The sequence below is a fragment of the Deinococcus betulae genome (assembly GCF_020166395.1).
GTDB classification, from domain to species: Bacteria; Deinococcota; Deinococci; order Deinococcales; family Deinococcaceae; genus Deinococcus; species Deinococcus betulae.
The window spans coordinates 250,888-272,881 of record NZ_JAIQXU010000001.1; the positions used below are offsets into that span (position 1 = coordinate 250,888).

Here is a 21,994-nt window from a genome sequence, read left to right on the forward strand (position 1 = left end):
CTTCAGAGCGCCAACGAAACGTCTTTTGCAAGCGCTAGAGAGTTCTTCAGGAAATGAGCGGCTTCTTTACACCAGTCATCAGGGAGTTCGGAGAGAGCCGCAGCGCCAGATAGCTTTTCCAAAGCCAGCTTCATTTCCGATTCAGTCAAATCGTATTCTTCATAAGAGCCCAAATAGCGCCCTGAAGGTTCAAGGATAGGCTGCCACAGTTCATCCATTGTCAGATATTTAATGGATGCAGGAATAAAACAGCTTCGTTCGTCACTGCCATTTAGATTCCCGCTATCTGGATACAGCTCACTCCAGTACAGAACGCCGCCCTGTTCCATCAATCGACTTCCTCAGCGCCTTTGAGACCACTCTCAGACACGGCGCCCGCTCACCCACACATCCCGCACGGGATTCCCGCCCAGCACGTACGGCAGGTCGCGCCAGTCGGCGCTGTGCAGGGCCAGGAAGTTGGCGTCGTGTCCAGGGGCCAGGGCGCCCACGTTGTCCAGGCCCAGGGCGGCGGCGGCGTTCACGGTGCAGGCGGTCAGGGCCTCAGCAGGGGTCAGGCGGCACAGGCGCACCGCCAGGGCCAGCGCAAATTGCGTGCTGAACAGGGGCGAGGACCCTGGGTTCAGGTCAGTGCCGACTGCCACGGCGGCGCCTGCATCTATCAGGGCGCGGCCCGGCGCAGCGGGGAGGCCCAGGTGCAGGGTTACGCCGGGGAGGATGGTCGCCACGGTGGTTGACCCGGCCAGCGCCGCAATCTGTGCCGGGCCGCTGGCCTCCAGATGGTCCACGCTGAGCGCGCCCAGCTCGCAGGCCAGCTCGGTGCCGCCGATGGCGTGAAACTGGTCGGCGTGGAGTTTAATGTCCAGGTCATGCGCTTTGGCGGCCATCAGGATGGCGCGCGTTTCCTGAACCGTAAAGGCTTCGCGCTCGCAAAAGACATCCACGGCGGAAGCGACTCTCTTTTTCGCAACCGCAGGAATGAGGTCGTGGCAAACGGCCTCAACGTATTCAGAACGGCCTTCGGTGGGCGGGACATGGATAAGGAGGGTTGGTATCAGCCCAAATTCCGCCTGAAGCTGGTGAACAGCTTCCAGCATCCGAATCTCAGCGGCGAAGTCCAGCCCATACCCGCTTTTGACTTCGATGGTCGTCGAGCCCGAAGCACGGAGCGCCTGAAGACGGGGGTGGGCCAGCCGCACCAGCTCCTCCACCGTGGCCGCCCCTGTGGCCCGCATGGAGCTGCGAATGCCGCCGCCCCTCGCCAGAATTTCCTCGTAGGGCACCCCCTGCACACGCGCTTCAAAGTCAGCCAGACGGTCACCGGCCCAGACCGCGTGGGTGTGGGGGTCCACCAGACCCGGCACGACGGCCACACCCCCCAGATCGTGTTCAGCCCCCGTGGCAGGCGCTTCAGAACGTGGCCCCACCCAGCGAATCACCCCACCCGAGACCAGCAGTGCGGCGTCAGGAATAACCGTCAGCTCGCGCATGGCCGCGCCGCGCTGCACGCCAGGCCGGGGCGTCACCAGTTGCGAGATATTCGTGAACAGCGTCCCCGTCACGCGAACACCTCGCACAGCGTTTCCATGATCAGGCGGGCAGACAGCAGTTCGCTGCGGCCACTGGGGTCAAGGTTCGGGGCCAGTTCCACAAGGTCTAGCCCCACCACTGTGTTTTGCCGCGCGGTGGCCGCCAGCAGGCCCATCGCCTGCGTATAAGTGAGGCCGTCCGGCTCGGGGCTGGAGGTGCCGGGCAAGACGGCCGGGTCAAAGGCGTCGGCGTCCACGCTGATATACACGTTCTGCCCGGTCGGCAGGCGGTCCAGCACGCCCTGAAGGTTCGTCTGAACCTCTGTCATGGGGATCAGGGCGTGGCCGCGTGCGCGCGCCGCTGCCACCGCTTCGGGGTCAAAGCGCAGGCCGCGCAGGCCGATGGTCGTGATGTGAACGAGGTTCGGCAGCGCTTCGCACGCCCGGCGAAAAGGGCTGGAGTTGCTAAAGCGGGTGTCGTTGCGGGTGTCCGTGAAGTCCAGATGGGCGTCCAGTTGAACGACATGCAGGGCTTCCACATCCTCAAAGGCCCGCAGCAGTGGAAAAGACACACTGTGGTCGCCGCCCAGAAAGACGGGCAGGCGGCAGCGGGCCCGCACCAGCCGCGCCGCTTCGGTGATGCGGTCGCGCGCCAGTTCGGGTTCCAGACTGGGCAAAATCACGTCGCCCGCATCGGCAAAGGTGACCCCGGCCAGACGGGTCACGCCGTCCAGTCCGGTCAACGGCGGCACCGACCTCAGGCTGGCTTCCCGCAGGGCACGCGGCGCAAAGCGCGCGCCGGGCCGGAACCCAAGAGCAATGTCAAAGGGAATCCCCAGGGCGGCCACGTCGGCGTGCCAGTCGCCCTGCGGCCCAACGAGGGGCGCCCGGGCAAAGGTGGGAATGCCGCCGTAAGGCAGGTGGGCAGGGGCGGTCATCGGCAAAACCTCTCGCCGTCTGTGGGCCGATGAGCCAGGACAAACGTGCCCGCCGGGCTGAGGTTGGGCAGCCGAAGCCGCGTGACCCGCGCGCCACCTTCTTCAAAAAGAAACTCTGCGACGCAGGCGTACCGGGCGGTGGCGTCCAGTACGTCGCCGCGCGCGCCAGTCCACAGGCGAACCCCGCCCGCCGTGTTCCAGAGCCGCAGAGTTGTCGGGCCGGCCCCCAGAAGATAGCGGCTGTCCGGTGTCCACTTCAGGATATTGACGTCACTTTTGGGAAGATCCAGCACTGAGCCGTCTGGACGAACCAGTTGCGCCGCCGCCGTATGGTCCTTGGCAAAGACGGCGTCGCGGAGGAACAGCAGCGCGACAAAGCGGCCGTTGGGCGCGGCGCGCTTGAGGTCCAGCGACCACGTGATCCACCCGGCATCGGGGTGAGGAGCAGCGGGCGGGGCCGCCACCTGAACGCGCACGCCAGTCGAGAGCACCACCGGATAGACCGGTGGCTGGGGCGCAGGCAGGTCGGTGTCGGTCTGCGCTTTGCCGCCGCTCAGCGTGAGCAGCAGGGCTGTGAGCAGAACCGGCCGAAACAGGCCATTCATTCCGGGTTCCCAATCCCCAGGCTGGGCAGATCCAGGCCACGCTCGCGCGCCACATCCAGCGCCAGGTCATAGCCCGCGTCGGCATGGCGCAGCACCCCCATTCCGGGGTCATTGGTCAGGCAGCGCGAGAGGCGGCGCGCGGCGTCGTCGGTGCCGTCAGCCACCGCGACCAGGCCGCTGTGCTGCGAGAAGCCCAGGCCCACGCCGCCGCCGTGGTGAAAGCTCATCCAGGCGGCGCCGGACGCAATGCCCACCCCGAAGTTCAGCAGCGGCCAGTCAGAAATCGCGTCGCTGCCGTCTTTCATGGCCTCGGTCTCGCGGTAAGGGCTGGCCACACTGCCGGCGTCCAGGTGGTCGCGGCCAATCACGATAGGGGCCTTCAGGCGGCCATCGGCTACCATCTCGTTGAACAGCAGCGCCGCCCGGTCACGCTCCTTGTACCCCAGCCAGCAGATGCGGGCGGGCAGGCCCTGAAAAGCAATCTGGTCGGCGGCGTAGGTCAGCCAGGCTTGCAGGCGCTCGTCTTCGGGGAACAGTTCCAGCAGGGCCCTATCCGTCGCGCGAATGTCTTCGGGGTCGCCGGAGAGCGCCACCCAGCGGAATGGCCCACGCCCCTCGCAGAACGAATCGCGGATAAAGGCAGGCACGAAGCCGGGATAGTCGAAAGCGTCCTCCACACCGGCTTCCAGTGCCCGCTGGCGCAGGTTGTTGCCGTAATCGAACGCCACAGCACCCCGGCGCTGCAACTCCAGAATGGCGCGCACATGCGTGGCCATCGCTTCGTAGGCCCGGCGGCGGTACACCTCAGGCTGCTCGGCGCGCAGGTGGCCCGCGTCCTCATCGGCGGCCACAGGCGGGAGGTAGCCCCACATGGGGTCGTGGGCGCTGGTCTGGTCGGTCACCAGATCGGGCGTCCAGTTCAGGGCCACGAGCTGCGGCACCAGTTCGGCGGCGTTGCCAAGCAGCCCAATCGAGCGGGCCACCCCCTCGGCCTTGTAGCGCCCGGCCTTCTCAATGGCGTCTTCCAGACTGTCGGCCACCTCATCCAGATACCGGGTGTCCAGCCGCTTCTGGATGCGGGTGGGGTCCACTTCAATGGTGATGCTCACGCCGCCCGCCAGCTTGACCGCCAGCGGCTGCGCGCCGCCCATACCGCCCAGGCCAGCGGTGAGGGTCACCGTGCCTTTCAGACTGCCGCCGAAGTGCTTCCTGGCCGCCGACGCAAAGGTCTCGTAGGTGCCCTGCAAGATGCCCTGTGTGCCGATGTAAATCCAGCTGCCGGCCGTCATCTGGCCGTACATGGTCAGGCCCGCCTGGTCCAGCCGGTCAAACGTCTCCCAGTTGGCCCAGTGCGGCACGAGGTTGGAATTGGCCAGCAGCACGCGCGGCGCCCATTCGTGGGTTTTCAGGACCGCCACCGGCTTGCCCGACTGAATCAGCAGGGTCTCGTCGTTCTCCAGCCGGTCGAGGGTCTCGACAATCTTGTGAAACGCGGGCCAGTTGCGCGCCGCCTTGCCCCGGCCGCCGTACACCACCAGGGCGTCAGGGTGTTCGGCCACCTCGGGGTCAAGGTTGTTCATCAGCATGCGCTTGGCGGCTTCTTGCAGCCAGCCTTTGGCCGTTTTGTGTGAACCGCGCGGCGCGCGGATGACGGGGGCAGGGTCGGCGGTCTGGGTCATGGCAACTCCTGGGCACAGCAAGCTTGAGGTGGCTGCATCTTCTGCTTTTGGGAGCTATGCGGCAAGCTCGTTTTCCGGATAAGGCGGAAACCTTAACTTCATTCAATCTGCTATCCTGAATGAGTGAGTGCTCATTCAAAGAATAGAAAGGGGAAACCTCGCGCTGTTCCCTGCCCACCAGCCGACCCAGAACGGCGCGCCGCCATCCTGACAGCGGCGCAGAACTCCTTTGCGCAGAAAGGCTTTCACCGCACCACTATGCGGGAGGTCGCGCGGCAGGCTGGGCTGGCCGAGGGCACCCTCTACAACCACTTTGACAACAAAGACGCCCTGCTGCTGGGGCTGTTTGAGGCGCTGGGCGAACAGACCCGCGCGAACCTGACCCTCCCCACAGACGCGCCGCCGCGACAGGCCCTGAAAGCAGTGCTCTCCGCGCCATTGCGGACGCTGGCTCAGGACAACTTTGCGCTGTTCCGGGTGGTGGTTTCAGAAGCGCTGGTGCGGCCCGAACTGGGCCAGCAGTTCGCGGCGCTGCTGTTCGAACAGGCAGCGCCAGAACTGGGGGGCACCCCTCCCCTCCCGGCACTGCCGACCCTGCAAGCCCTGATGACCGGCCTGGCGCTGCACCAGGCCCTGCGGCACGCCGACCCCGCACCCGACCCGGACGCCCTGGCCGACGCCCTGAGCGAGCAGGTCCTGGCCTTGCTGCTCCCCGAACCGCAAGAGGCGTTCTGATACGGATTCCGTCTGTTTCGTTTACAAATCGGAACAGAACCGATTTGCAAACTCCACGCCTGGAACCCGTTTTGCTCCTTCTCGCTCCGCTCGGATTGAATCGTTTTTGCGAACGATTCAATCCGAGTCCGTATGAGATGTGCCACCGAACCCTGACGCCGGGCGCCCCGAGTCCTGCCCTCACGCTAGCCGCCGCCCTGCCCGATTGGAGGAACAGCAGATGAAACTGACCATTTTTGCCCTGGGTTCTCAAGGGGACGTGCAGCCGTACCTGGCGCTGGGGGCAGGTCTTCAGCGGGCTGGCCATACTGTGCGCGTGGCCCTGCCCGAGAACTTTCAAGCTCAGGCCACCGCAGTCGGCCTGGACACCCTGCCCATGCACGGCAACGTGCAGGCCCTGATGGACCAGCCCGAATTGCGCGCCCTGCTGGCCAGGGGTGACATGCTGGCCATCAACCGCTACACCTCTGCGGCGGCGCGCGCTGCTGCGCCCCTGTGGGCCGAGCAGGGGCTTCAGGCAGCCCAGGGCGCCGACTTGCTGGTCACCGGCCTGAGCACCCTGGCCCACAGCGTGGGCGAGAAACTAGGCGTGCCTGTGCTAGAGGCGCCGGTGGTCCCGCTGACCCCCACTCGCGACTTTCCAGCGGTGCTGTTGCCGCCGGGAACACCCCGGCTGGGCCCTTGGGCCAACCGGCTCACGCACCGCCTGGTGCACCAGATGATGACGCGGCAGGGCAGCCCTGCCCTGACCCGGCGCATCCTGGGACTGTCGCGCACGCCGCCTCGTTCAGGGCGTTTTCCGGCGGCGCCCACCCTATACGGCATCAGCCCGTCGGTTCTGCCGCGCCCGAGCGACTGGCCCCAGCGGGTTCAGCTGACCGGCTACTGGTTTTTGCCCGAGGGTGCCTGGGCGCCGCCACCGGGCCTAGAGGCCTTTGTGCAGGCTGGCCCGCCACCCGTGTCTATCGGTTTTGGTAGCATGGGCCTGCGCGACCCCCATCAGACCACGCAGCTTGTGCTGGAGGCCCTGGACCGCAGCCAGCAGCGCGCGGTCCTGCTGAGCGGCTGGGGCGGCCTGGGGGACCAGGCACTCCCCGATCACGTGTTTGCCGCCCCGCCCCTACCCCACAGCTGGCTGTTCCCGCGCGTGGCCGCCGCTGTACACCACGGGGGCGCGGGCACCACCGCCGCCAGCCTGCGCGCGGGCGTGCCGACCTTGGTGGCGCCGTTTTTTGGCGACCAACCGTTCTGGGGCCAGCGGGTGCAGGCCCTCGGCGCTGGCCCCGCCCCACTGCCCCAGCGCACCCTGAGCGCCGCAGGGCTGGCGGCGGCCCTGCGCGAGCTTGCGGACAACTCTGGCTTCACAGCCCGCGCCGCCCAGCTAGGGCAGCAGATACGCCACGAGGATGGTGTGGGCGAAGCAACCCGTCAGATAGAGGCTTACGGCACTGAGCTGGGCCGTGGCTGAGGATTGCCGGAGACCTCTGGCCAGGGGCGAGCGGCATAGACGGCTTCAATGCCTGACCCACGCTGCGACGAGCCTTACTGAGGAGGACGACCTACACTGCCCACGCTCTGCTCTTGTATTGGCCGTGGAACAGCCTCACCAGGCCGCTTGAAGGCAACCGCACATCTCCACAAGCTGCTGGCATCAGCCCTGTCGGAGATCAAAGCCAGAATATCGCCGGAGCTTGGATGGGGTGCTTTGATGAGGCCCTGATCGTCGGGCCACAGCGCTGCTCCGTTTGAGGTCAGCACCTTGCGCGGTTTTCAATTCCCAGGACGCCGACACAGCTCCCAGACCTTCAGCCCTCACCACTAGCGCCTTAACCCAGTATAAAGTTGCGCCTCAACTTATTTTTAGGTTAACCTAAAAATATGAAGCCTCCGGCCCATTTCCGTTCTCATTCTTGGCGGCTGGCGTGGCTGCCACTGGCCCTGGCGGCCTGCACCGCGCCGGCCCCTGAAAGTCACGCGACCCTGGTACGCGACCTGCAACCCGCTGCCCTGAACGGCCGACCCCTGAAGGTCACGACCACCGCCAACATCGTGGGCGACCTGGCGCGCGTGATAGGCGCAGAGCGCGTGCAGGTGACCGACCTGATGGGCCCAGGCGTGGACCCTCACCTGTTCAAGGCCAGCGCCCGCGATGTCCGGACCCTGCAAGGCGCCGACCTCGTGCTGTACGGCGGCCTTCACCTGGAAGGCAAAATGGTCGAGCTGCTGGAAAAAAACCGCAAGGCCACAGCCGTGACCCAGAACGTCCCCAAAGAACGCCTGCTTTACCCGCAGGGCGGGTTTGGCGGGGTGGAGGGGCTGGCCGACCCGCATGTGTGGTTTGACGTGGACCTCTGGAAGACGGCTGCCGAGACGACCCGCGACGCCCTGAGCGCCGCCGACCCGGCGGGTCAGGAACGCTACGCCCAGAACGCCGCTGCCTACCTCACACAACTGGACGCCCTGGACCGCGAGGTGGCCACCCTGATGAACCGGGTGCCCAAAGAGCAGCGGGTGCTGGTGACCGCCCACGACGCCTTCGGCTATTTCGGGAAGCGCTACGGCGTCGAGGTGCGGGGCGTGCAGGGGGTCTCGACGGCGTCGGAAGCCGGCACCCGCAACGTGCAGGAACTGGCGCAGTTTGTGGCCAGCCGCCGTATCCCCGCGCTGTTCGTGGAAAGCAGCGTGCCGCAGCGCACCGTGCAGGCCGTCATTTCGGCGGTCCGGGCTCAGGGCCAGACGGTGCAGATAGGCGGCCAGCTGTTCAGTGACGCCCTGGGCAGCGCGGGCACCCCCGAAGCCACCTACCTGGGCATGGTGCGCCACAACGTTCAGACCATCAGCAGCGCGCTGGCGCCGCGCGCGCAGGAGCAGACCCCATGACAACCCCCGTAGAGCCGCTGTCCATCCGTGACCTGACCGTCGCCTACCACGAAAAACCCGTCCTGTGGGACGTCGACGTGACTTTTCCCGCCGCGCGGCTGTGCGCCATCGTGGGACCCAACGGGGCGGGCAAAAGCACCCTGCTCAAGTCGGCACTGGGGCTGCTGCCTACCGCGTCTGGCACCGTGCGCTTTTTTGGGCAGCCGCTGGGGGCGGTGCGGCGGCGCGTGGCGTATGTGCCGCAGCGCACCAGCGTGGACTGGGACTTTCCCACCGACGCGCTGGACGTCGTGCAGATGGGCCTCTATGGCCGCCTGGGCTGGTTTCGCCGCCCTGGGCGCCCGGAGCGCGAAGCGGCGCTGGCGGCCCTTGACCGCGTCGGTATGGCCGAGATGGCCGGGCGGCAGATTGCCCAGCTCTCGGGCGGGCAGCAGCAGCGGGTGTTTCTGGCGCGCGCCCTGGCCCAGGACGCCGACGTCTACCTGATGGACGAGCCGTTTGCCGGCGTGGACGCCACCACCGAGCGGGCCATTCTGGACGTGATGCAGTCCTTGCAAGACGCCGGGCGCACCGTGATCGTGGTTCACCACGACCTTGACACCGTGCGCGACTACTTTAACCACCTGACCCTGCTGAACGTGGAACTGGTGGCCAGCGGGCCCATGAGCGAGGTCTTTACCCCAGGCAACCTGCGGCGCACCTACGGCGCCAAGACCCAGTTTCTGCGGGAGGTCGGATGAATCTCCCGGACCTGCTGACCGACTACACCCTGCGCAACGTCGCGCTGGGCAGCGCCCTGCTGGGGGTGACGGGGGGCGTGATCGGCGCCTTTACCATGCTGCGCCGCCAGAGCCTGCTGGGGGACGCCCTGGCGCACGCTGCGCTGCCGGGGGTATGCCTGGCCTTCCTGCTGACCGGCAGCAAGGCGCCGCTGTGGCTGCTGCTGGGCGGCGGCCTGAGCGGCTGGCTGGGCGCGCTGGCGGTGCTGGGCGTCCTGAAATACACCCGGCTGAGCGAGGACGCGGCGCTGGGTACGGTGCTGTCGGGCTTTTTCGGCTTTGGCATCACGCTGCTGACCCTGATTGCGGGCAGCGGCGACGCCAACCAGGCGGGCCTGGACAAGTTTCTGTTCGGGCAGGCGGCGACCATTGTGGCCGGAGACGTGGCGGTCATGGCGGTGATGGCGGCGCTGGGGCTGGGGTTGGTGGCGCTGCTGTTCAAGGAATTCAAGCTGCTGACCTTTGACCCCACCTACGCCCACACGCTGGGCTTTCCCACCGGGCGCCTGGGCACGCTGCTGACCTCGCTGGCGGTGGTGGCCGTCATGATTGGCCTGCAAACAGTGGGCGTGGTGCTGATGGCCGCCATGCTGATTGCCCCGGCGGCAGCGGCGCGGCAGTGGACCGACGACCTGCGGCGCCTGCTGCTGCTCAGCGGCGGGTTTGGCGCGCTGTCCGGCGTGCTGGGCGCCCTGATCTCGGCCACCCAGGCCAACCTGCCCACAGGGCCAGTCATCATTCTGGTGGCCAGTGGGGTGCTGCTGGTCTCGCTGTTCTTCGCGCCCCGGCGCGGGCTGCTGTGGGCCAAGTTCGCCTCGCGGCGGCGCGGCCGCGTGCTGCGTGAAGCGATGGTGCGCGGGGTGCGCCCATGATCGCCGCCGACCTGATTATTGTTCTGACCGCCGCACTGGTCGCTGTGGCCGGCAGTCTGCTGGGGGTCTTTCTGGTGCTGCGGCGCCAGAGCATGCTCAGTGACGCCATCAGCCACGCGGTGCTGCCCGGCATTGTGGGGGCGTTCTGGTTGTCGGGCGGCACGGCCACGGTGCCGGCCCTGCTGGGCGCCGCCGCGATGGGCCTGCTGACCGTGTTCAGCGTGGAGCTGCTGGAACGCAGCGGCCGGGTCAAGGTGGACGCCGCCATCGGCGTGGTGTTTCCGCTGCTGTTCTCGGTGGGGGTCATCCTAGTTTCCCTGTTCTTCCGGGATGTTCACTTGGATATGGACGCCGTGCTGTACGGCGAGATTGCCTACGCGCCCCTGAACACGGTGCTGCTCGCTGGCCGCGAGGTGCCCGAGTCCCTGCTCCTCATGGGCACCCTGGCGCTGCTGAATCTGATGTTCGTGGCCCTGTTTTACAAGGAACTCAAGCTGAGTACCTTTGACGCCGGGCTGGCCGGCACTCTGGGCTTTCTACCCGCTGCGCTGCACTACGGCCTGATGACCCTGCTGTCCTTTACCACGGTCGGCGCCTTCCAGTCGGTGGGCGCGGTACTGATTGTGGCGTTCGTGATTATTCCGCCCGCCAGCGCGTACCTGCTGACCCGCCGCCTGAGCGTCATGCTGGGCCTGAGTCTGCTGCTGGGCGTGGGTGCCAGCGCCGCCGGCTACGGCCTGGCGCTGTGGCTGGACACCTCGATTGCCGGGATGATTGCCACGGTGCTGGGGGCCGCCTTTGCCCTGTGCGTGGTGTTCTCGCCGCTGGGCGGCGTGGTGCCCACCCTGACTCGCCGCGTTCGCCAGCGCCAGTCATTTACCGCGCGTCTGCTGCTGACCGCCCTGCACGGCTTTGACCGGGCCCCCACCCCCGGCGACCTGGCCACGCGCCTGGACTGGGACGCCGCGCGGGTAGACGCGGCGCTGGCCTATGCCCAGGGGCAGGGCTGGGTGCAGGGACAGGGCAGCGGCTACGCCCTGACCCCCACCGGGCAGACCCTGACGGGCCGACCAGGCTAATAACGAACGCCATCACCCGCTGCCTGAAGGACTGACCCTCAGGCGGCGGGCTGCGTTTGGATGGCCAGGTAACCGTTCACTTTAGCCTTCATCACTGGGGCACCGTCTGGGAGAGGCTCTCAATGTCCCGCCTCAGACTCTTTGAAAGTCAGATGGCGGCGGGGACAACGCCGTCCCGTTCGCTGGCAACTCTTTTCATGTTGAGAGGAGGCCGTTGGGGGTGTTGACCGAAGTTGTGGCGCTGAATGGTGGCGGCTGTTCGGCCCAGTGGTCAGGTGAGGTCGCACCGCTACGACGGCCCGAGACGCACCCAGATGCCAGCAGCCCAGACGTGGCCAATCACGGTGGCCGGGAGAGCCTGGGCGTCACGCCACCTCATACGGACTTCGGTTGAATCGTTTGCAAAAACGATGAAATTCGAGCACAGCGAGAAGGAGAAAAACGGGTTCCGGACGTGGAGTTGGCAAATCGGCGTTTTCCCGATTTGCCAACGAAACAAACGGAATCTGTATCAGTCGGCACAGGGCACAACCAACAGGCCGGAATAGCACGCTCAGAGGGCAAAACATCCCATCATGCGCCCATCATCCCCGGCTCTTTACGCTCTGCCCATCAACGGACGCCCCGCCTCTCAGGTGATGCCGCCGAAGATGCCACCCCTGCCGCTGGCTCTGAACGGGGCAACGAGAAAGCCTGTCCAGCAAGAGGAACCAAGCTCGGGCCAGTGGCGAGCCAGAGCGGCTCAAAGTCCCGTGCCCTCACACCCCAGCCACACATCTCCAAGGAGACCCCGCATGCCCACCCTGACCCGCTTGACCCTCGCCCTGTTGCTGCTCGCGCTCGTCATCCCCGCGTTGTCCACACATGCCACCGCCCAGAGCCAGGCCCGTTCGGCACCGGCCAAGGCGCGTCCTTTTCATATGACTGGGGTGGTCAAAAACTCGATGGGCGTGCCGCTCAAGGGCGTGCGGGTCGGCGCCGACAACACGGTTATTGGAGGCTCGGAGGTCTGGACCACCACCGACGCCCAGGGCCGCTACGACCTCGACCTGTCGAAAATGCCCATTCTGAACTCGTGGACGGCTGCCGCGCACCTTGTGGTGAACTACGGCGGCGGGCAACACACGCTGTATCCCGAGCCGGACAATTCGGCTGCTTTTCTGGGCCGAGACGGCGCCATTCGCAATTTCACGCTCAAGATTACGGGGCAGTCGCCGGGTGGGGGCTACTATGGCGCGCGCTTCTACGCGCAACTTGGCCTCTCAGAGGCCGGAGAGATGCCCGAGTACGGCGACGTCGAGCTGACCTTGACGCCCGCAGGGCCGATGATTGACGGCTCCGAAGGCCAGACCATCAAGCTCCGTCAAAACCAGCTCCCCTTTGAAGTGCCGCAGGGCCGCTACCGGGTAACAGCGCGCTCCCTCTCCGGCAAGGGCCCCATCTGGCTCAAGGCGCGGGGCGGCGCTTACGGCCCCGAGGCGGTCGTCAACATGGAGTACACGGCCGGCACGGGGATGACGCTCTCGGTGGATATGGTCCACCCCCGCCGTTAAGGTTGGGCCTCCGGTGAAAGGGGCTCCTCACGGGTCGCACCCCTGTAGAGTCCTACTCCAACGTATTGCCTGAGAGAACCGTGCCAACGTGGCGTTCTGGGCACCGCTGGTCTGTAACGTCCAGAAGCCGGAAAAGCGCCTGCTTACTCTGTGCCCAGACCGCTGTGCTCTTCAGACCTCACCGTTGTGGTCACCAGTTCCATCGGCGGCTGTCTCTGCTGTCTCCCGACTGAACCCGAAACCTGTCGGACCCTCACTGATCGGCCCTTTCTCATTCCACTGTCTCTCGTTTGGCCCGCTTCAGGTGCCATACACCCTGACCCTCTAGAGTGAGGGCTGTGCCGCGAACCCTCCGCACCGTGGACAGCGCCGTGGCGCTGCTGGAGCTGTTTGACGCCGACCACACCGAATGGCGCCTGAGCGACCTGGCCCGGCATCTGGGCCAGCCCACCTCCACCGTTCACGAAGCGCTGGGCACCCTGGCCGCCAGCGGCCTGCTGACGCGCGTGGGGCGGGGGCGCTACCAGCTGGGATGGCGGCTCCTCAAGCTGTCCAGCGCCCTATACGGCAGTCTGCCCTGGTACGCACCGGCCCACGCGGCTATGGAGCGGGTGGCGCGGGCGACACATCTGCTGGCCTTTTTGTGTGTGCAAGACGGCAGCCGCGTGCTGTGCATCGCGCGCAGTGTGCAGGGCCGTGACGGCCCCCCCGTGGCCGGCGAACTGGACTTTGAACTCCCAGGCCACGCTACGGCCAGCGGCAAACTCCTACTGGCCCTCAGCCGCCAGCCTTTGCCGTCACCAGCCTTGCCTTTCACCCCTCAGACGGTCCAGACCCCGGCCACCTGGGCCGCGCAGGCCGCCGTCATCCGGGCGGCCGGATACGCCCAGACCGCCGATGAGTGGGCGCCGGGCACCGCCAGTCTGGCCGTGCCCGTGCGCGGCGCCCACGGCGGAGTGCTGTGTGCGCTGGGCGTCAGCCTGCCCACCAGCCGACTTCAGGGACGTGAAACCCTGCTGCGGACCCTGTGCGCCGCCGCCGAGGAGGTCAGCTGGGCACTGGGCTTTCGGCCCCGGCTGGCAGCAGGCTCTGGGCCTGGGCTGGGGGCAGCGGCCGGGCCAGCAGAAACCCCTGAACGTGGTCACACCCCAGACCCGTAAGCAGGCGGCGCTGGGTCTCGTCCTCGACGCCCTCGACGGTCACGGTCATCTCCAGGCTGTGGGCCAGCTGAATCATGGCGGTCAGCAGGGCCGTGACGCGCTGGCTGGCCGAGGTGGTCAGGTGACTGGTAAACGAGCGGTCAATCTTGAGCTGATCAAAGGGGAGCGCCTGCAACACGCTGAGGCTGGAATACCCGGTGCCAAAGTCGTCAATGGCAATCTGCACGCCCAGGGCCTTGAGGTCCTGAATATGGTTCTGGGCCAGCGCCAGGTCGCGCATCACCAGGCTTTCGGTCAGTTCCAGCACCAGCGCCTCGGGCCGCAGCCCCGCCGCTTCCAGCGCGGCCTGCACGTCCTGAACAAAGGAAGGCTGCTCGAACTGCATGGGCGACACATTGACCGACATCGCCAGACCCCGCTCGGCAAACTGCCAGCGGACCGCCTGGGTGCAGGCCTCGCGCAGCACCCACGCCCCGATAGGCAAGATGGCGCGCGAGTCCTCGGCCATCGGAATAAAGACCACAGGGGGCACCAGGCCGCGCTCGGGGTGTTCCCAGCGGATCAGGGCCTCAAAGCCCACCAGGCCGGGGCCGCTGGGGGTCACGCCATGCAGGGCAAAGCGGCCCTGGTAGTGCAGGCGCAGCTCGCCGCGCTCGTGGGCGCCGCGCAGGTCGCGCTCCAGCTGGCGGCGCTCGGCGGGCTCACCCATCTCGGCTTCAAAGTGCAGCACCTGATTGCCGCCCGTGTGCTTGACCCGGTACATGGCCAGGTCGGCGTGCTGCTGAAGGGCCTCGGCGTCCTGGCCATCGGTGGGGGCCACCGCGCAGCCCACCGAGGCGGTAATTTGCACCATCTGGCCAGCAATCCGGAAGGGCTCGGCCAGCACCCCCAGCAGCTTGGCTGCCACCGCGCGGGCGTCGGGCACCGCCGAGACCCGGCGCAGCAGCACCGTAAATTCGTCGCCGCCGATGCGCCCCACGAGGTCAGTAGCCCGCACCACGCTTCTTAGACGCCGGGCCACCTCCTGCAGCAGCTGGTCGCCCGCGTGGTGGCCCAGCGTGTCATTCACCTGCTTGAACTTGTCCAGGTCAATAAAAATCAGGCCCAGATGTTCGCCGCCCTGCAGCGAATCGAGCGCCTGCTGGGTGCTGTGTCCAAAGTGGGCGCGGTTGGCTACGCCGGTCAGGGGGTCGTGGGTGGCGCGGTGCAGCAGCACCTGCTGGGTTTCTTGCAGGGCCGTGTTGGCCTGGGCCAGTTCCACGTTGCGCAGCCGCTCGATTTCGGCTTCCCGCTGCAGCAGTTCCAGGCGAATCTGGGCGGTGAGCAGCTGAGAGCGGCTCTCGACCTCGCGCGCATGAATCTGACGTTCCAGGTCAAAGTGGGCCCGCGTGTACCCCAGGGCCACCTCGTGGTCGCCCAGACGCTCGTGAAGTTCGGCCAGCAGGCGCAGGGCCTCGGTTTCCAGCGGGCGGCTGCCCTTGGCGCGGCTGAGGGTCAGGCCGCGTTCCAGCAGCGGCCGGGCTTCGGCCAGTTGCCCCAGGTGCAAGAAGGCATTGCCTACCGCCAGCTTCATCTCGCAGATGTTCTCGTGGTCCTGCTGGCGCCGGGCCTCTTCCAGGCCCACCTGCGCCGCGGCCAGCGCCTCATGGGGCCGGCCCAGGGCCAGCAGCGCCCGCACGACGTTGCGCTGAATCGTGCCCTGCCAGCGCGGCGGACAGTGGGCGCGAATGAGGGGCATGTGTTCCTCGGCCAGCGCCAGCACCGTCTCGTATTCCCCCAGCTGGGTGCGCACATCAATCATGTAGGTCATGGCGGCCCCCAGAAAGGGCGGCGTCAGCTGCTGGGCAATGCCCAGGGCCTCTTCCAGAGATTCCAGCGCCTGCTGCAGGTTGCCGGTGTCGGTGTACAGGCTGGCCAGGTTGTTCAGCGCCCGGAACCGGTTGGCGTCGTCGCCCATCTGCTGGGCCAGGCGCAGGGTCTGAAGAAAATAGTCAAACGCGCGGTCGTACTCGCCCAGCCGGTGATGCGCCAGGGCCAGGCCGTTCATCAGGCGGCATTCGACCTCGGGGGCCTGGGCACTGCGCGCCCACATCAGGCCTTCCGAGGCCAGGCGGATGGTCTCGCGCGGCTCACCCAGATAAAAGGCGCAGCCGCTGAGCAGCACCAGCGCAAACGCCTGCGCCCAGGGGTCACTGGCCTGCTGCGCCTCACCCAGCAGCCTGACCAGCTCGGCGCGGGCGGCTTCTGGCCGGCGGTACATGCCGTCTTCCATGGCCCGCAGCTGGTCGCGCAGGCTTGGAGCAGGCAGGACGTGGGCAGTTGAAGTCGGCATGGGGTCAGGGACGCGCCGCACACGACCACTGCTGTGTACAGAGCGTTGCCTGGCAGAATAGACAGCCCCCTACCACAGAAACGTCACACGCTGAGAAAGAAGCGGACCTGAAGAAACCTTGACCTTTGAACGTGAAAAACAACTGCCTGAGCGGCACCAACGCTCTGGCAATAGAAAGCAAATGAGACTACTTTTGCGCTTCAAGGAGAGCGGCCCTGCCTCTCTCCTCAGTGCAGTGGTCTGGCCTGGCGAGAGGGATAAGGCCGAATCTCAAAAAGGGCGTTTCGCTCCTCAGGTGCCGCCCAACTCTGCCAGGCCGCCAGCTGAGAGGCCGGCGACTTGCGTCCTAAACAGCACAGGTGGCTGTCCAAAAAGGCCGCCCACAGGGTCTCTGCTCTACCCTAGCCGTCCATCAGCTTGGGCAGCATCCGCACCCAGTTGACATCGGGCCAGCGGCCCAGAAAAGCCAGAGCCTCAGGGCTTAGACCCTGATCCAGTTCAATGGCCAGTAGCGCCTGACCGCCGCGCGTCTGGCGGGTGCAGGTCAGCGTAGCGATGTTCACACCATCAGCAGCGACCGTGCTGGCAATGCGGGCAATCATGCCCACCGCGTCGGTGTAGCGCAGCAGCACGGTGGGGCTGGCGCCACTGAAATTGACACCCAGTCCTTGTACCTGCGTCACCTGGATCACGCCGCCGCCCGTCGAGCTGCCCTGCACGGTGACTTCCTGCGTGTCGCCGCGCACGTTCAGCCGGGCCGTGTTGGGGTGAACGTCGCCCAGGTCGGTGTCCTGAAACTCGAAGGCAAAGCCCGCCGCCTGGGCGTCTTCAAAGGCGTGTGGCAGGCGCTCGTCATCGGGCCGCTCACCCAGCAGCCCGGCAATCAGGGCCAGGTGGGTGCCGTGGCCGCGCCCAGTTTTGGCAAAGGAGGCGTGCAGGCCAATCTGCGCCTGGCGGGGCGCCTCACCCAGCAGGTGGTGCGCGACCAGGCCCAGGCGGCAGGCGCCCGCTGTGTGGCTGCTGCTCGGCCCAATCATGACGGGGCCAATCATGTCAAGAAGGGACATGGCGCCATCATACGAAGTGGCGCGGGGTGGCCGCCGCATCAGATTCGGCGGGCCAGGACAGCTCACGCAAAAGGACCTAGGCAAAGCGCAGAGCCGCCCGGCAAGTCTGCCCTGGCGGCTCTGCACAGGCACCCGAACCTGCGGTCAATCTGCAGTGTCGGTGCCGCTGATGGGTGTCAGGTTCTCCCGCAGCTCCTCGAGTTTCTCGTCCAGATTGGCGTTGGGGTCCAGGCCGTTGGCGTCCGCGTTGCCGGTGGCGCCCTGCATGCCGTCCTCAATCACGTCCTGCTGGTCGGTGTCCTCGTGGGTGCGGATGTCGTTGTCCGTCTTGTCGGTCATGCGCCCAGGGTGGCGCGGCGCCGGTGCTGCCGGATGGGACGGGTTGAAAGAGACCTTTATCGGGGATGTTCTGACGACGCTGCCTCAGCCTCTCGGAGCAGGTTATAGAGGAGCGAAGTTCACTACCTCTCTCAACTGCATCAAAGTTTGGCCCGGCTCTCCAGAGGTCTGCCACCCGCCCAAAGCCAATCAGGCCCTCCCGACTCCCCCACTCGCCGCCCTGGGGTCAGGCCGGGGTCACGCTGGGTTCTGGTTTCAGGGCAGCCGCCAGCGACTCTAGGCTGGTGGCCGGGTGGGCCAGTGCCGCGCGGGCCAGTGGCAGGCGCACAAGATTGGGAAACTGGGCAAAGAGGCGCAGCATAGTGCGCGCCAGCGGCCCGGCTGGCGTGTGTGGGTCCAGAAAAGCCTGCCACTGCGCAGGCGGCAGCGCAAAGAAGGTTCCGAAAAAGGTGGGGAGCGCGCCGGGCGGCAGGTTCAGCAGGGCCTGCACCCCCAACAGATGCGTGCTCCGCGCCGCGCGGCGTTCGGGGGGCCACAGGGCCGCCCAGCCGGCCGCCGCCGGGTCGGTGCCGGCCCGCAGCGTCCCCGCCACCGCCGCCGCGACCCCTGGCGCGTCCCGCAGCGCCCCCGCCACCTGAAAGCCGCTGATGGGATGCACCATGCCGGCCGCCGCGCCGTAGGCCAGCGGCCCCGCAGGCGGGGGCACGGCCGCATTCATGGGAAAGGCCACCCATTCCTCGGCCAGCACCTCGCGCGCCGGGGTGCCCTGCGCCGCCAGGCGGGCATGCAGCCGGCTGCGCAGCCAGGCGCGGGTGGGCGCCGGGCGGGCCACCAGACTGGTTTCCTCTACAAAGTAGCGGTCGCCCCCCAGGTGCATGGCGTACAGAAAGGTCGGCTCGGGGTGCTGGCCGTGGGGCGTGCGGTAGTCCATCCAGACCACCGCGCCGGGCGCACTGGGGGGACGGTCAAACCGGGCGGTGACCCCGTAGGCCGTTTGCAGCGCCGCCCCGCCGGGGTGCTGGGCGGGCCGCAGCGCCGGCTGGTGGCCGCTGGCGTCAATCACTACCCGCGCGGTCCACGTCTCGCCGCTCTGGCCGGCCACCCGCCAGCCGGTTGGGGTCTGCTCGGCGGCGCGCACCTGGCCAGCAGTCCAGAGGGGCGCTCCGCCGCGCGCCTGCATGGCCCGCAGCAGCGCCGCGTTGTCCAGCAGGGCGTAGGGCCGCAGCAGCGGCGTCGGCTGGGGGCCGGTGTACACGCGCACGTCGCTCCAAACCTGGGCGGCGCAGGCCTGCGCCCAGGGCGGCAGGTCAGCCCACCACGCACCGTAGGTGGCCGGAAAGGCGCGCGGCGGGTGCGGGGCGACCACGCGCACCGTCAGGTCCTGCCGGCCCAGTTCGGCACTCAGGGCGAGGGCCGCCGGGCCGCCGCCAATCACCAAGGCGTCGGTATGGAGGGACGTGGGCACGGCTGGCAGGGTAGCGCGCCCAGCAGCGCGCGGAGTGTACCGGGTCATGCGGAGAGGTCGTCCGGACGAACGTGGAGAAACCCTGAATGCCAAGTGTGCCGCCCGACCTGCACGGCGCCCTGGGCGCGCACTAGGCTGCCCTCCATGAGTCGCCCTTTGCTCCTTCGCATGTGGCCGGCCGCCCTGGTTGTGGCGGCCGGTCTGACCCTGGCCGCCTGCTCACCCCAGAACCTGCAAGGCACCCTGAACCGCTCGGTGTCGGTCGCGGGCCTGACCGTCACCCAAAATGTGCGCTACAGCGCCGATACACGCGGCGTCTTTGATGTTTATGCGCCGCAGGACGCCCAGAATGCGCCCGTCGTGCTGTTTATCCACGGCGGGTCGTGGGAAGGCGGCGACAAGGAAGGGCACAAGTTTGTGGGCGAGTCGCTGGCGCGCGCCGGCTATGTCACGGCCGTCATGAATTACCGCCTGGCGCCGAACAACCGCTATCCCACCTACATTCAGGACGCCGCCCAGGCGCTGAAGGTGCTGCGCGACCAGGCCAAGACCTACGGCGGACACCCGGACAACCTGTTCGTGATGGGCCACTCGGCCGGGGGCTTCAATGCGGTGGAGGCTGTGGACAATGAACGCTGGCTACGAGAGGTTGGCGTGCCGGTGTCGGCGGTGCGCGGCGTGATTGGCGTGGCGGGGCCGTACAGCTACGACTTCCGCCAGTTCGCCAGCGCCCGCGCCTTTCCCGAAGGGGCTCTGCCCGACGACGTGATGCCTGACCGCCATGTCCGCCCGGACGCCCCGCCTCACCTGCTGCTGGTGGCCGAAAACGACACGACTGTCTACCCGCAAAACGCTGTGAACATGGAAGCGGCACTCAAGCGTGCGGGCGCCCAGGTGACGCGCACGGTGCTGCCGCGCGTCAATCACATCACGGTCATTGCGGCGATGGCCCGGCCCCTGACGTTTCTGGGCGGCACCCGCCAGGCCGTGCTGGACTTTATCGAGGCGCGGCACCTGAAATAAACAGCCGCACTTGTCAGAGGCACCAGCGCGAACCTCTCAGGGACACCGCTGAACTTCTGGCCAACCTTCCCTTCCCTGCACCCGGACAGCCACCCTTCGGCTGTCCGTGTTTTGAGCTTCATCTCCGGGCGCTACAGTGCGGCCATGCGCGTTTCCGCCCTGTGTCTGCTGCTGCTGGCGCCTGCCCTGAGCGGGTGCCGGTACAACTTCGTGCCGCTGATTCCGGCGCAGATTGAAACAGAATTGCCTGCGCGGGTCACGGGCGCGGTGCTGGAACGGGACAGCGAGACGCTGCGCCTGACCGCGCAGGTGGACGGCCGGTTTCAGCCGGGCTACCTGAGCGTGGCCTGGTTTAACAGCTCTGAGGCCCTGGGCACCGATAGCGTGTATCTGGACAGCACCCAGCGCCGGGCCACCTTTAGCCTGCGCGCCCCGGACAAAGGTGCCTACCGCGCGGTACTGTCGTTTGGCGGCACGGTGCTGCGGCAGGTCGAGCTGTACGAGGTGCAGCCGTGAAGGTGTGGCGCGGCGTCGTGGAGTGGACAGCGGGCACCCGCGAGCGCCTGGTCTGGCGCGGGGCCGGGCTGGAGCCGCTGCGCACCGAGGCGCGCCCTGCGCCGGTCAATTACGGCTGCCTGCCAGGCACCCTCAACCCTGCCGACGGGGCCGAGGTGGACGCCGTGTGGCTGGGCGCGCCCCGGCCAGCCGGGCAGGAGGTCGTGGCGGCGCCCACAGGTCTCCTGCACCTAACCGACGGCGACCACAAGGTCATTTTTGGGGAGGGAGGCAGCGCCGCAGACCTTCAAACGCTGCTGGCCTGGTTTCTGCCAGACCGCGGCGCGCAGGTGCTGGATGCCGGCGAGGCGCAGGCGTGGCTGGCGCAGGTGGCTGACCCGGCCGCCCTCACGGCGCGGTAGTCCAGCCCCGCGCCACCTCGGCCAGGCGGCCCGTCACCCACGTCAGGGCTTGACTGCCAGGCCGGGTCACGGCGCTGTGGTCCTCGCGGCTGGAGACAAACCGCTCCAGGCCCGTGCGGGTGCCGTCCAGGCGCACGTTGGGGGCCAGTTCAAACAGGTAATTCACGGGCAGTCCAGCGGTCCGGCTCAGGGTCGGCAGGCGCTTACTCTGCACCTCCAGGTTCACGCGCACGTTGGGCCACACCACATCCTTGCTGCTGGTCGGGCGTCCCACCACGCGCAGGGTGTCACAGGCTTCTAGAGGCGACACCTCCCCTGCAGCCAAGGTGCGGGTCAGGGCCCCAAAATCACCCGGCCAAGCCAGGCAAATCCCGTCCAGATCAATCTGTACGTCAAAGGGCACAGAAGGATTCACGCGCGTCAAGTGGTGCAGCCAGGCCGACCCCTGCGAGTGACCCAGCAGCACCACGCGCGGGCGCCCCTCTCCCTTGAGCCAGGTGTTCGAGAGGCGCGTGACATCCGCCTGAAGGGCCGCAAAGCCGCGCTGGGGTGTTCCCACCAGCGATGACGTGAAGCTGGCCAGCGGGTGGCTGGCGTATCCGGCTACCTGCACCCGCAGCCCCTGGTCAGTCAGCGCCTGGGCCACGCGGTCCACTGTGCCGCGCGAGGTCAGGTAATCCCAGTTGTCACGCGGCGCGGCGCACGGCACGCCGCAGCGCCCTGACACACTCAGCAGCACCACGTCGGGCGCGGGGCCGTCCAGATTGAGGGCCGGGGTCTGGGCCGGGCGCACCGTGAGGCTGGGCGCGCAGCCGGGCAGGACCAGCAAGGCGGCCAGCACCAGGGCAGGAAGACGCAAGGACCACATCTGCCCCAGAGTGTAGAGAACGGTGGCTAATGGTATTGAGCACCAATTCGGCATTGCTGGCCATCAGCAAGGCGTGCCGAGGTGAGTTTGGAGGCGGCGCAATGGCTCTTCAGATGGGCGCCACCCTACCGCATGCAGGGACACTGTAAGCCGGGCGGATGTATGGAGCGGCGC

General features: G+C 67.3%; 21 protein-coding genes. 11 read left to right on the forward strand and 10 right to left on the reverse strand.

The genetic code is table 11. The annotated features are described in order from the left end of the window. Positions 1-2: 2 nt before the first annotated feature. The 5 genes from K7W42_RS01180 to hutU are packed head-to-tail and all read right to left on the reverse strand — an operon-like array spanning position 3 to position 4,751. A complete protein-coding gene (locus K7W42_RS01180) occupies positions 3-329 on the reverse strand; it encodes a hypothetical protein (RefSeq protein WP_224571558.1) in 327 nt (108 codons plus the stop codon). A gap of 33 nt (positions 330-362) precedes the next feature. Then, complete coding sequence (gene hutI / locus K7W42_RS01185) at positions 363-1,562, reverse strand: imidazolonepropionase (protein WP_224571559.1); 1,200 nt, start codon at positions 1,560-1,562, stop codon at positions 363-365. Further along, complete coding sequence (locus tag K7W42_RS01190; protein WP_224571560.1) at positions 1,559-2,467, reverse strand: agmatinase; 909 nt, start codon at positions 2,465-2,467, stop codon at positions 1,559-1,561. The genes hutI and K7W42_RS01190 overlap by 4 nt, the downstream gene beginning before the upstream one ends. After that, a complete protein-coding gene (locus K7W42_RS01195) occupies positions 2,464-3,072 on the reverse strand; it encodes a hypothetical protein (RefSeq protein ID WP_224571561.1) in 609 nt (202 codons plus the stop codon). Before K7W42_RS01195 ends, K7W42_RS01190 begins: the two co-directional genes overlap by 4 nt. Then, the gene (gene hutU, locus K7W42_RS01200) at positions 3,069-4,751 is read right to left on the reverse strand and encodes a urocanate hydratase (protein ID WP_224571562.1); all 1,683 of its coding nucleotides are present in this window, start codon (positions 4,749-4,751) and stop codon (positions 3,069-3,071) included. Before hutU ends, K7W42_RS01195 begins: the two co-directional genes overlap by 4 nt. Positions 4,752-4,874: 123 nt before the next feature. Here hutU and K7W42_RS01205 point away from each other — a divergent pair, with 123 nt between their 5' ends. The 8 genes from K7W42_RS01205 to K7W42_RS01240 all read left to right on the forward strand — a co-directional run bounded on the left by K7W42_RS01205 (position 4,875) and on the right by K7W42_RS01240 (position 13,809). After that, positions 4,875-5,486: a TetR/AcrR family transcriptional regulator gene (locus K7W42_RS01205; protein WP_224571563.1), complete on the forward strand. Its 612-nt coding sequence runs from the start codon at positions 4,875-4,877 to the stop codon at positions 5,484-5,486. Between the two features lie 220 nt (positions 5,487-5,706). Further along, positions 5,707-6,954, forward strand: a complete 1,248-nt coding sequence (locus K7W42_RS01210; RefSeq protein ID WP_224571564.1) for a glycosyltransferase — start codon at positions 5,707-5,709, stop codon at positions 6,952-6,954. A gap of 410 nt (positions 6,955-7,364) precedes the next feature. Further along, entirely contained in the window at positions 7,365-8,366 is a 1,002-nt protein-coding gene (locus K7W42_RS01215) for a metal ABC transporter solute-binding protein, Zn/Mn family (RefSeq protein ID WP_224571565.1), read from the forward strand. After that, complete coding sequence (locus tag K7W42_RS01220) at positions 8,363-9,106, forward strand: metal ABC transporter ATP-binding protein (protein WP_224571566.1); 744 nt, start codon at positions 8,363-8,365, stop codon at positions 9,104-9,106. Before K7W42_RS01215 ends, K7W42_RS01220 begins: the two co-directional genes overlap by 4 nt. Then, on the forward strand, positions 9,103-10,017 hold the full coding sequence (locus tag K7W42_RS01225; RefSeq protein ID WP_224571567.1) for a metal ABC transporter permease: 915 nt from the start codon (positions 9,103-9,105) through the stop codon (positions 10,015-10,017). The genes K7W42_RS01220 and K7W42_RS01225 overlap by 4 nt, the downstream gene beginning before the upstream one ends. Continuing rightward, positions 10,014-11,096, forward strand: coding sequence for a metal ABC transporter permease (locus K7W42_RS01230; protein ID WP_224571568.1), 1,083 nt, complete (start codon positions 10,014-10,016; stop codon positions 11,094-11,096). The genes K7W42_RS01225 and K7W42_RS01230 overlap by 4 nt, the downstream gene beginning before the upstream one ends. Positions 11,097-11,890: 794 nt before the next feature. Further along, the gene (locus K7W42_RS01235) at positions 11,891-12,649 is read left to right on the forward strand and encodes a carboxypeptidase regulatory-like domain-containing protein (protein WP_224571569.1); all 759 of its coding nucleotides are present in this window, start codon (positions 11,891-11,893) and stop codon (positions 12,647-12,649) included. Positions 12,650-12,987: 338 nt separating this feature from the next. After that, positions 12,988-13,809, forward strand: a complete 822-nt coding sequence (locus tag K7W42_RS01240) for an IclR family transcriptional regulator (protein ID WP_224571570.1) — start codon at positions 12,988-12,990, stop codon at positions 13,807-13,809. Here the strand turns inward: K7W42_RS01240 and K7W42_RS01245 are convergent. The 4 genes from K7W42_RS01245 to K7W42_RS01260 all read right to left on the reverse strand — a co-directional run bounded on the left by K7W42_RS01245 (position 13,697) and on the right by K7W42_RS01260 (position 19,012). Next, on the reverse strand, positions 13,697-16,141 hold the full coding sequence (locus K7W42_RS01245) for an EAL domain-containing protein (protein ID WP_224571571.1): 2,445 nt from the start codon (positions 16,139-16,141) through the stop codon (positions 13,697-13,699). The genes K7W42_RS01240 and K7W42_RS01245 overlap by 113 nt on opposite strands. Before the next feature lie 401 nt (positions 16,142-16,542). Then, positions 16,543-17,208 carry an L-serine ammonia-lyase, iron-sulfur-dependent subunit beta gene (sdaAB, locus tag K7W42_RS01250; RefSeq protein ID WP_224571572.1) on the reverse strand — a complete coding sequence of 222 codons (666 nt, stop codon included), beginning with the start codon at positions 17,206-17,208 and terminating at the stop codon, positions 16,543-16,545. 144 nt (positions 17,209-17,352) lie between these two features. Then, entirely contained in the window at positions 17,353-17,547 is a 195-nt protein-coding gene (locus K7W42_RS01255) for a hypothetical protein (protein ID WP_224571573.1), read from the reverse strand. A 226-nt stretch (positions 17,548-17,773) separates the two neighbouring features. Further along, on the reverse strand, positions 17,774-19,012 hold the full coding sequence (locus K7W42_RS01260; protein WP_224571574.1) for a lycopene cyclase family protein: 1,239 nt from the start codon (positions 19,010-19,012) through the stop codon (positions 17,774-17,776). A gap of 144 nt (positions 19,013-19,156) precedes the next feature. On the opposite strand from K7W42_RS01260, the gene K7W42_RS01265 reads away from it, so the two are divergent. From K7W42_RS01265 to K7W42_RS01275, 3 genes are all read left to right on the forward strand, one after another. Continuing rightward, positions 19,157-20,035 (forward strand): alpha/beta hydrolase, encoded by an 879-nt coding sequence (locus K7W42_RS01265; protein WP_224571575.1) that lies wholly within the window; start codon positions 19,157-19,159, stop codon positions 20,033-20,035. 144 nt (positions 20,036-20,179) lie between these two features. Next, complete coding sequence (locus tag K7W42_RS01270; protein ID WP_224571576.1) at positions 20,180-20,551, forward strand: hypothetical protein; 372 nt, start codon at positions 20,180-20,182, stop codon at positions 20,549-20,551. Next, a complete protein-coding gene (locus K7W42_RS01275; protein WP_224571577.1) occupies positions 20,548-20,952 on the forward strand; it encodes an inorganic diphosphatase in 405 nt (134 codons plus the stop codon). Before K7W42_RS01270 ends, K7W42_RS01275 begins: the two co-directional genes overlap by 4 nt. Here K7W42_RS01275 and K7W42_RS01280 read toward each other — a convergent pair. Beyond that, positions 20,939-21,820, reverse strand: coding sequence for a hypothetical protein (locus tag K7W42_RS01280; RefSeq protein WP_224571578.1), 882 nt, complete (start codon positions 21,818-21,820; stop codon positions 20,939-20,941). The two genes, K7W42_RS01275 and K7W42_RS01280, sit on opposite strands and share 14 nt — an antisense overlap. Positions 21,821-21,994: the final 174 nt, after the last annotated feature.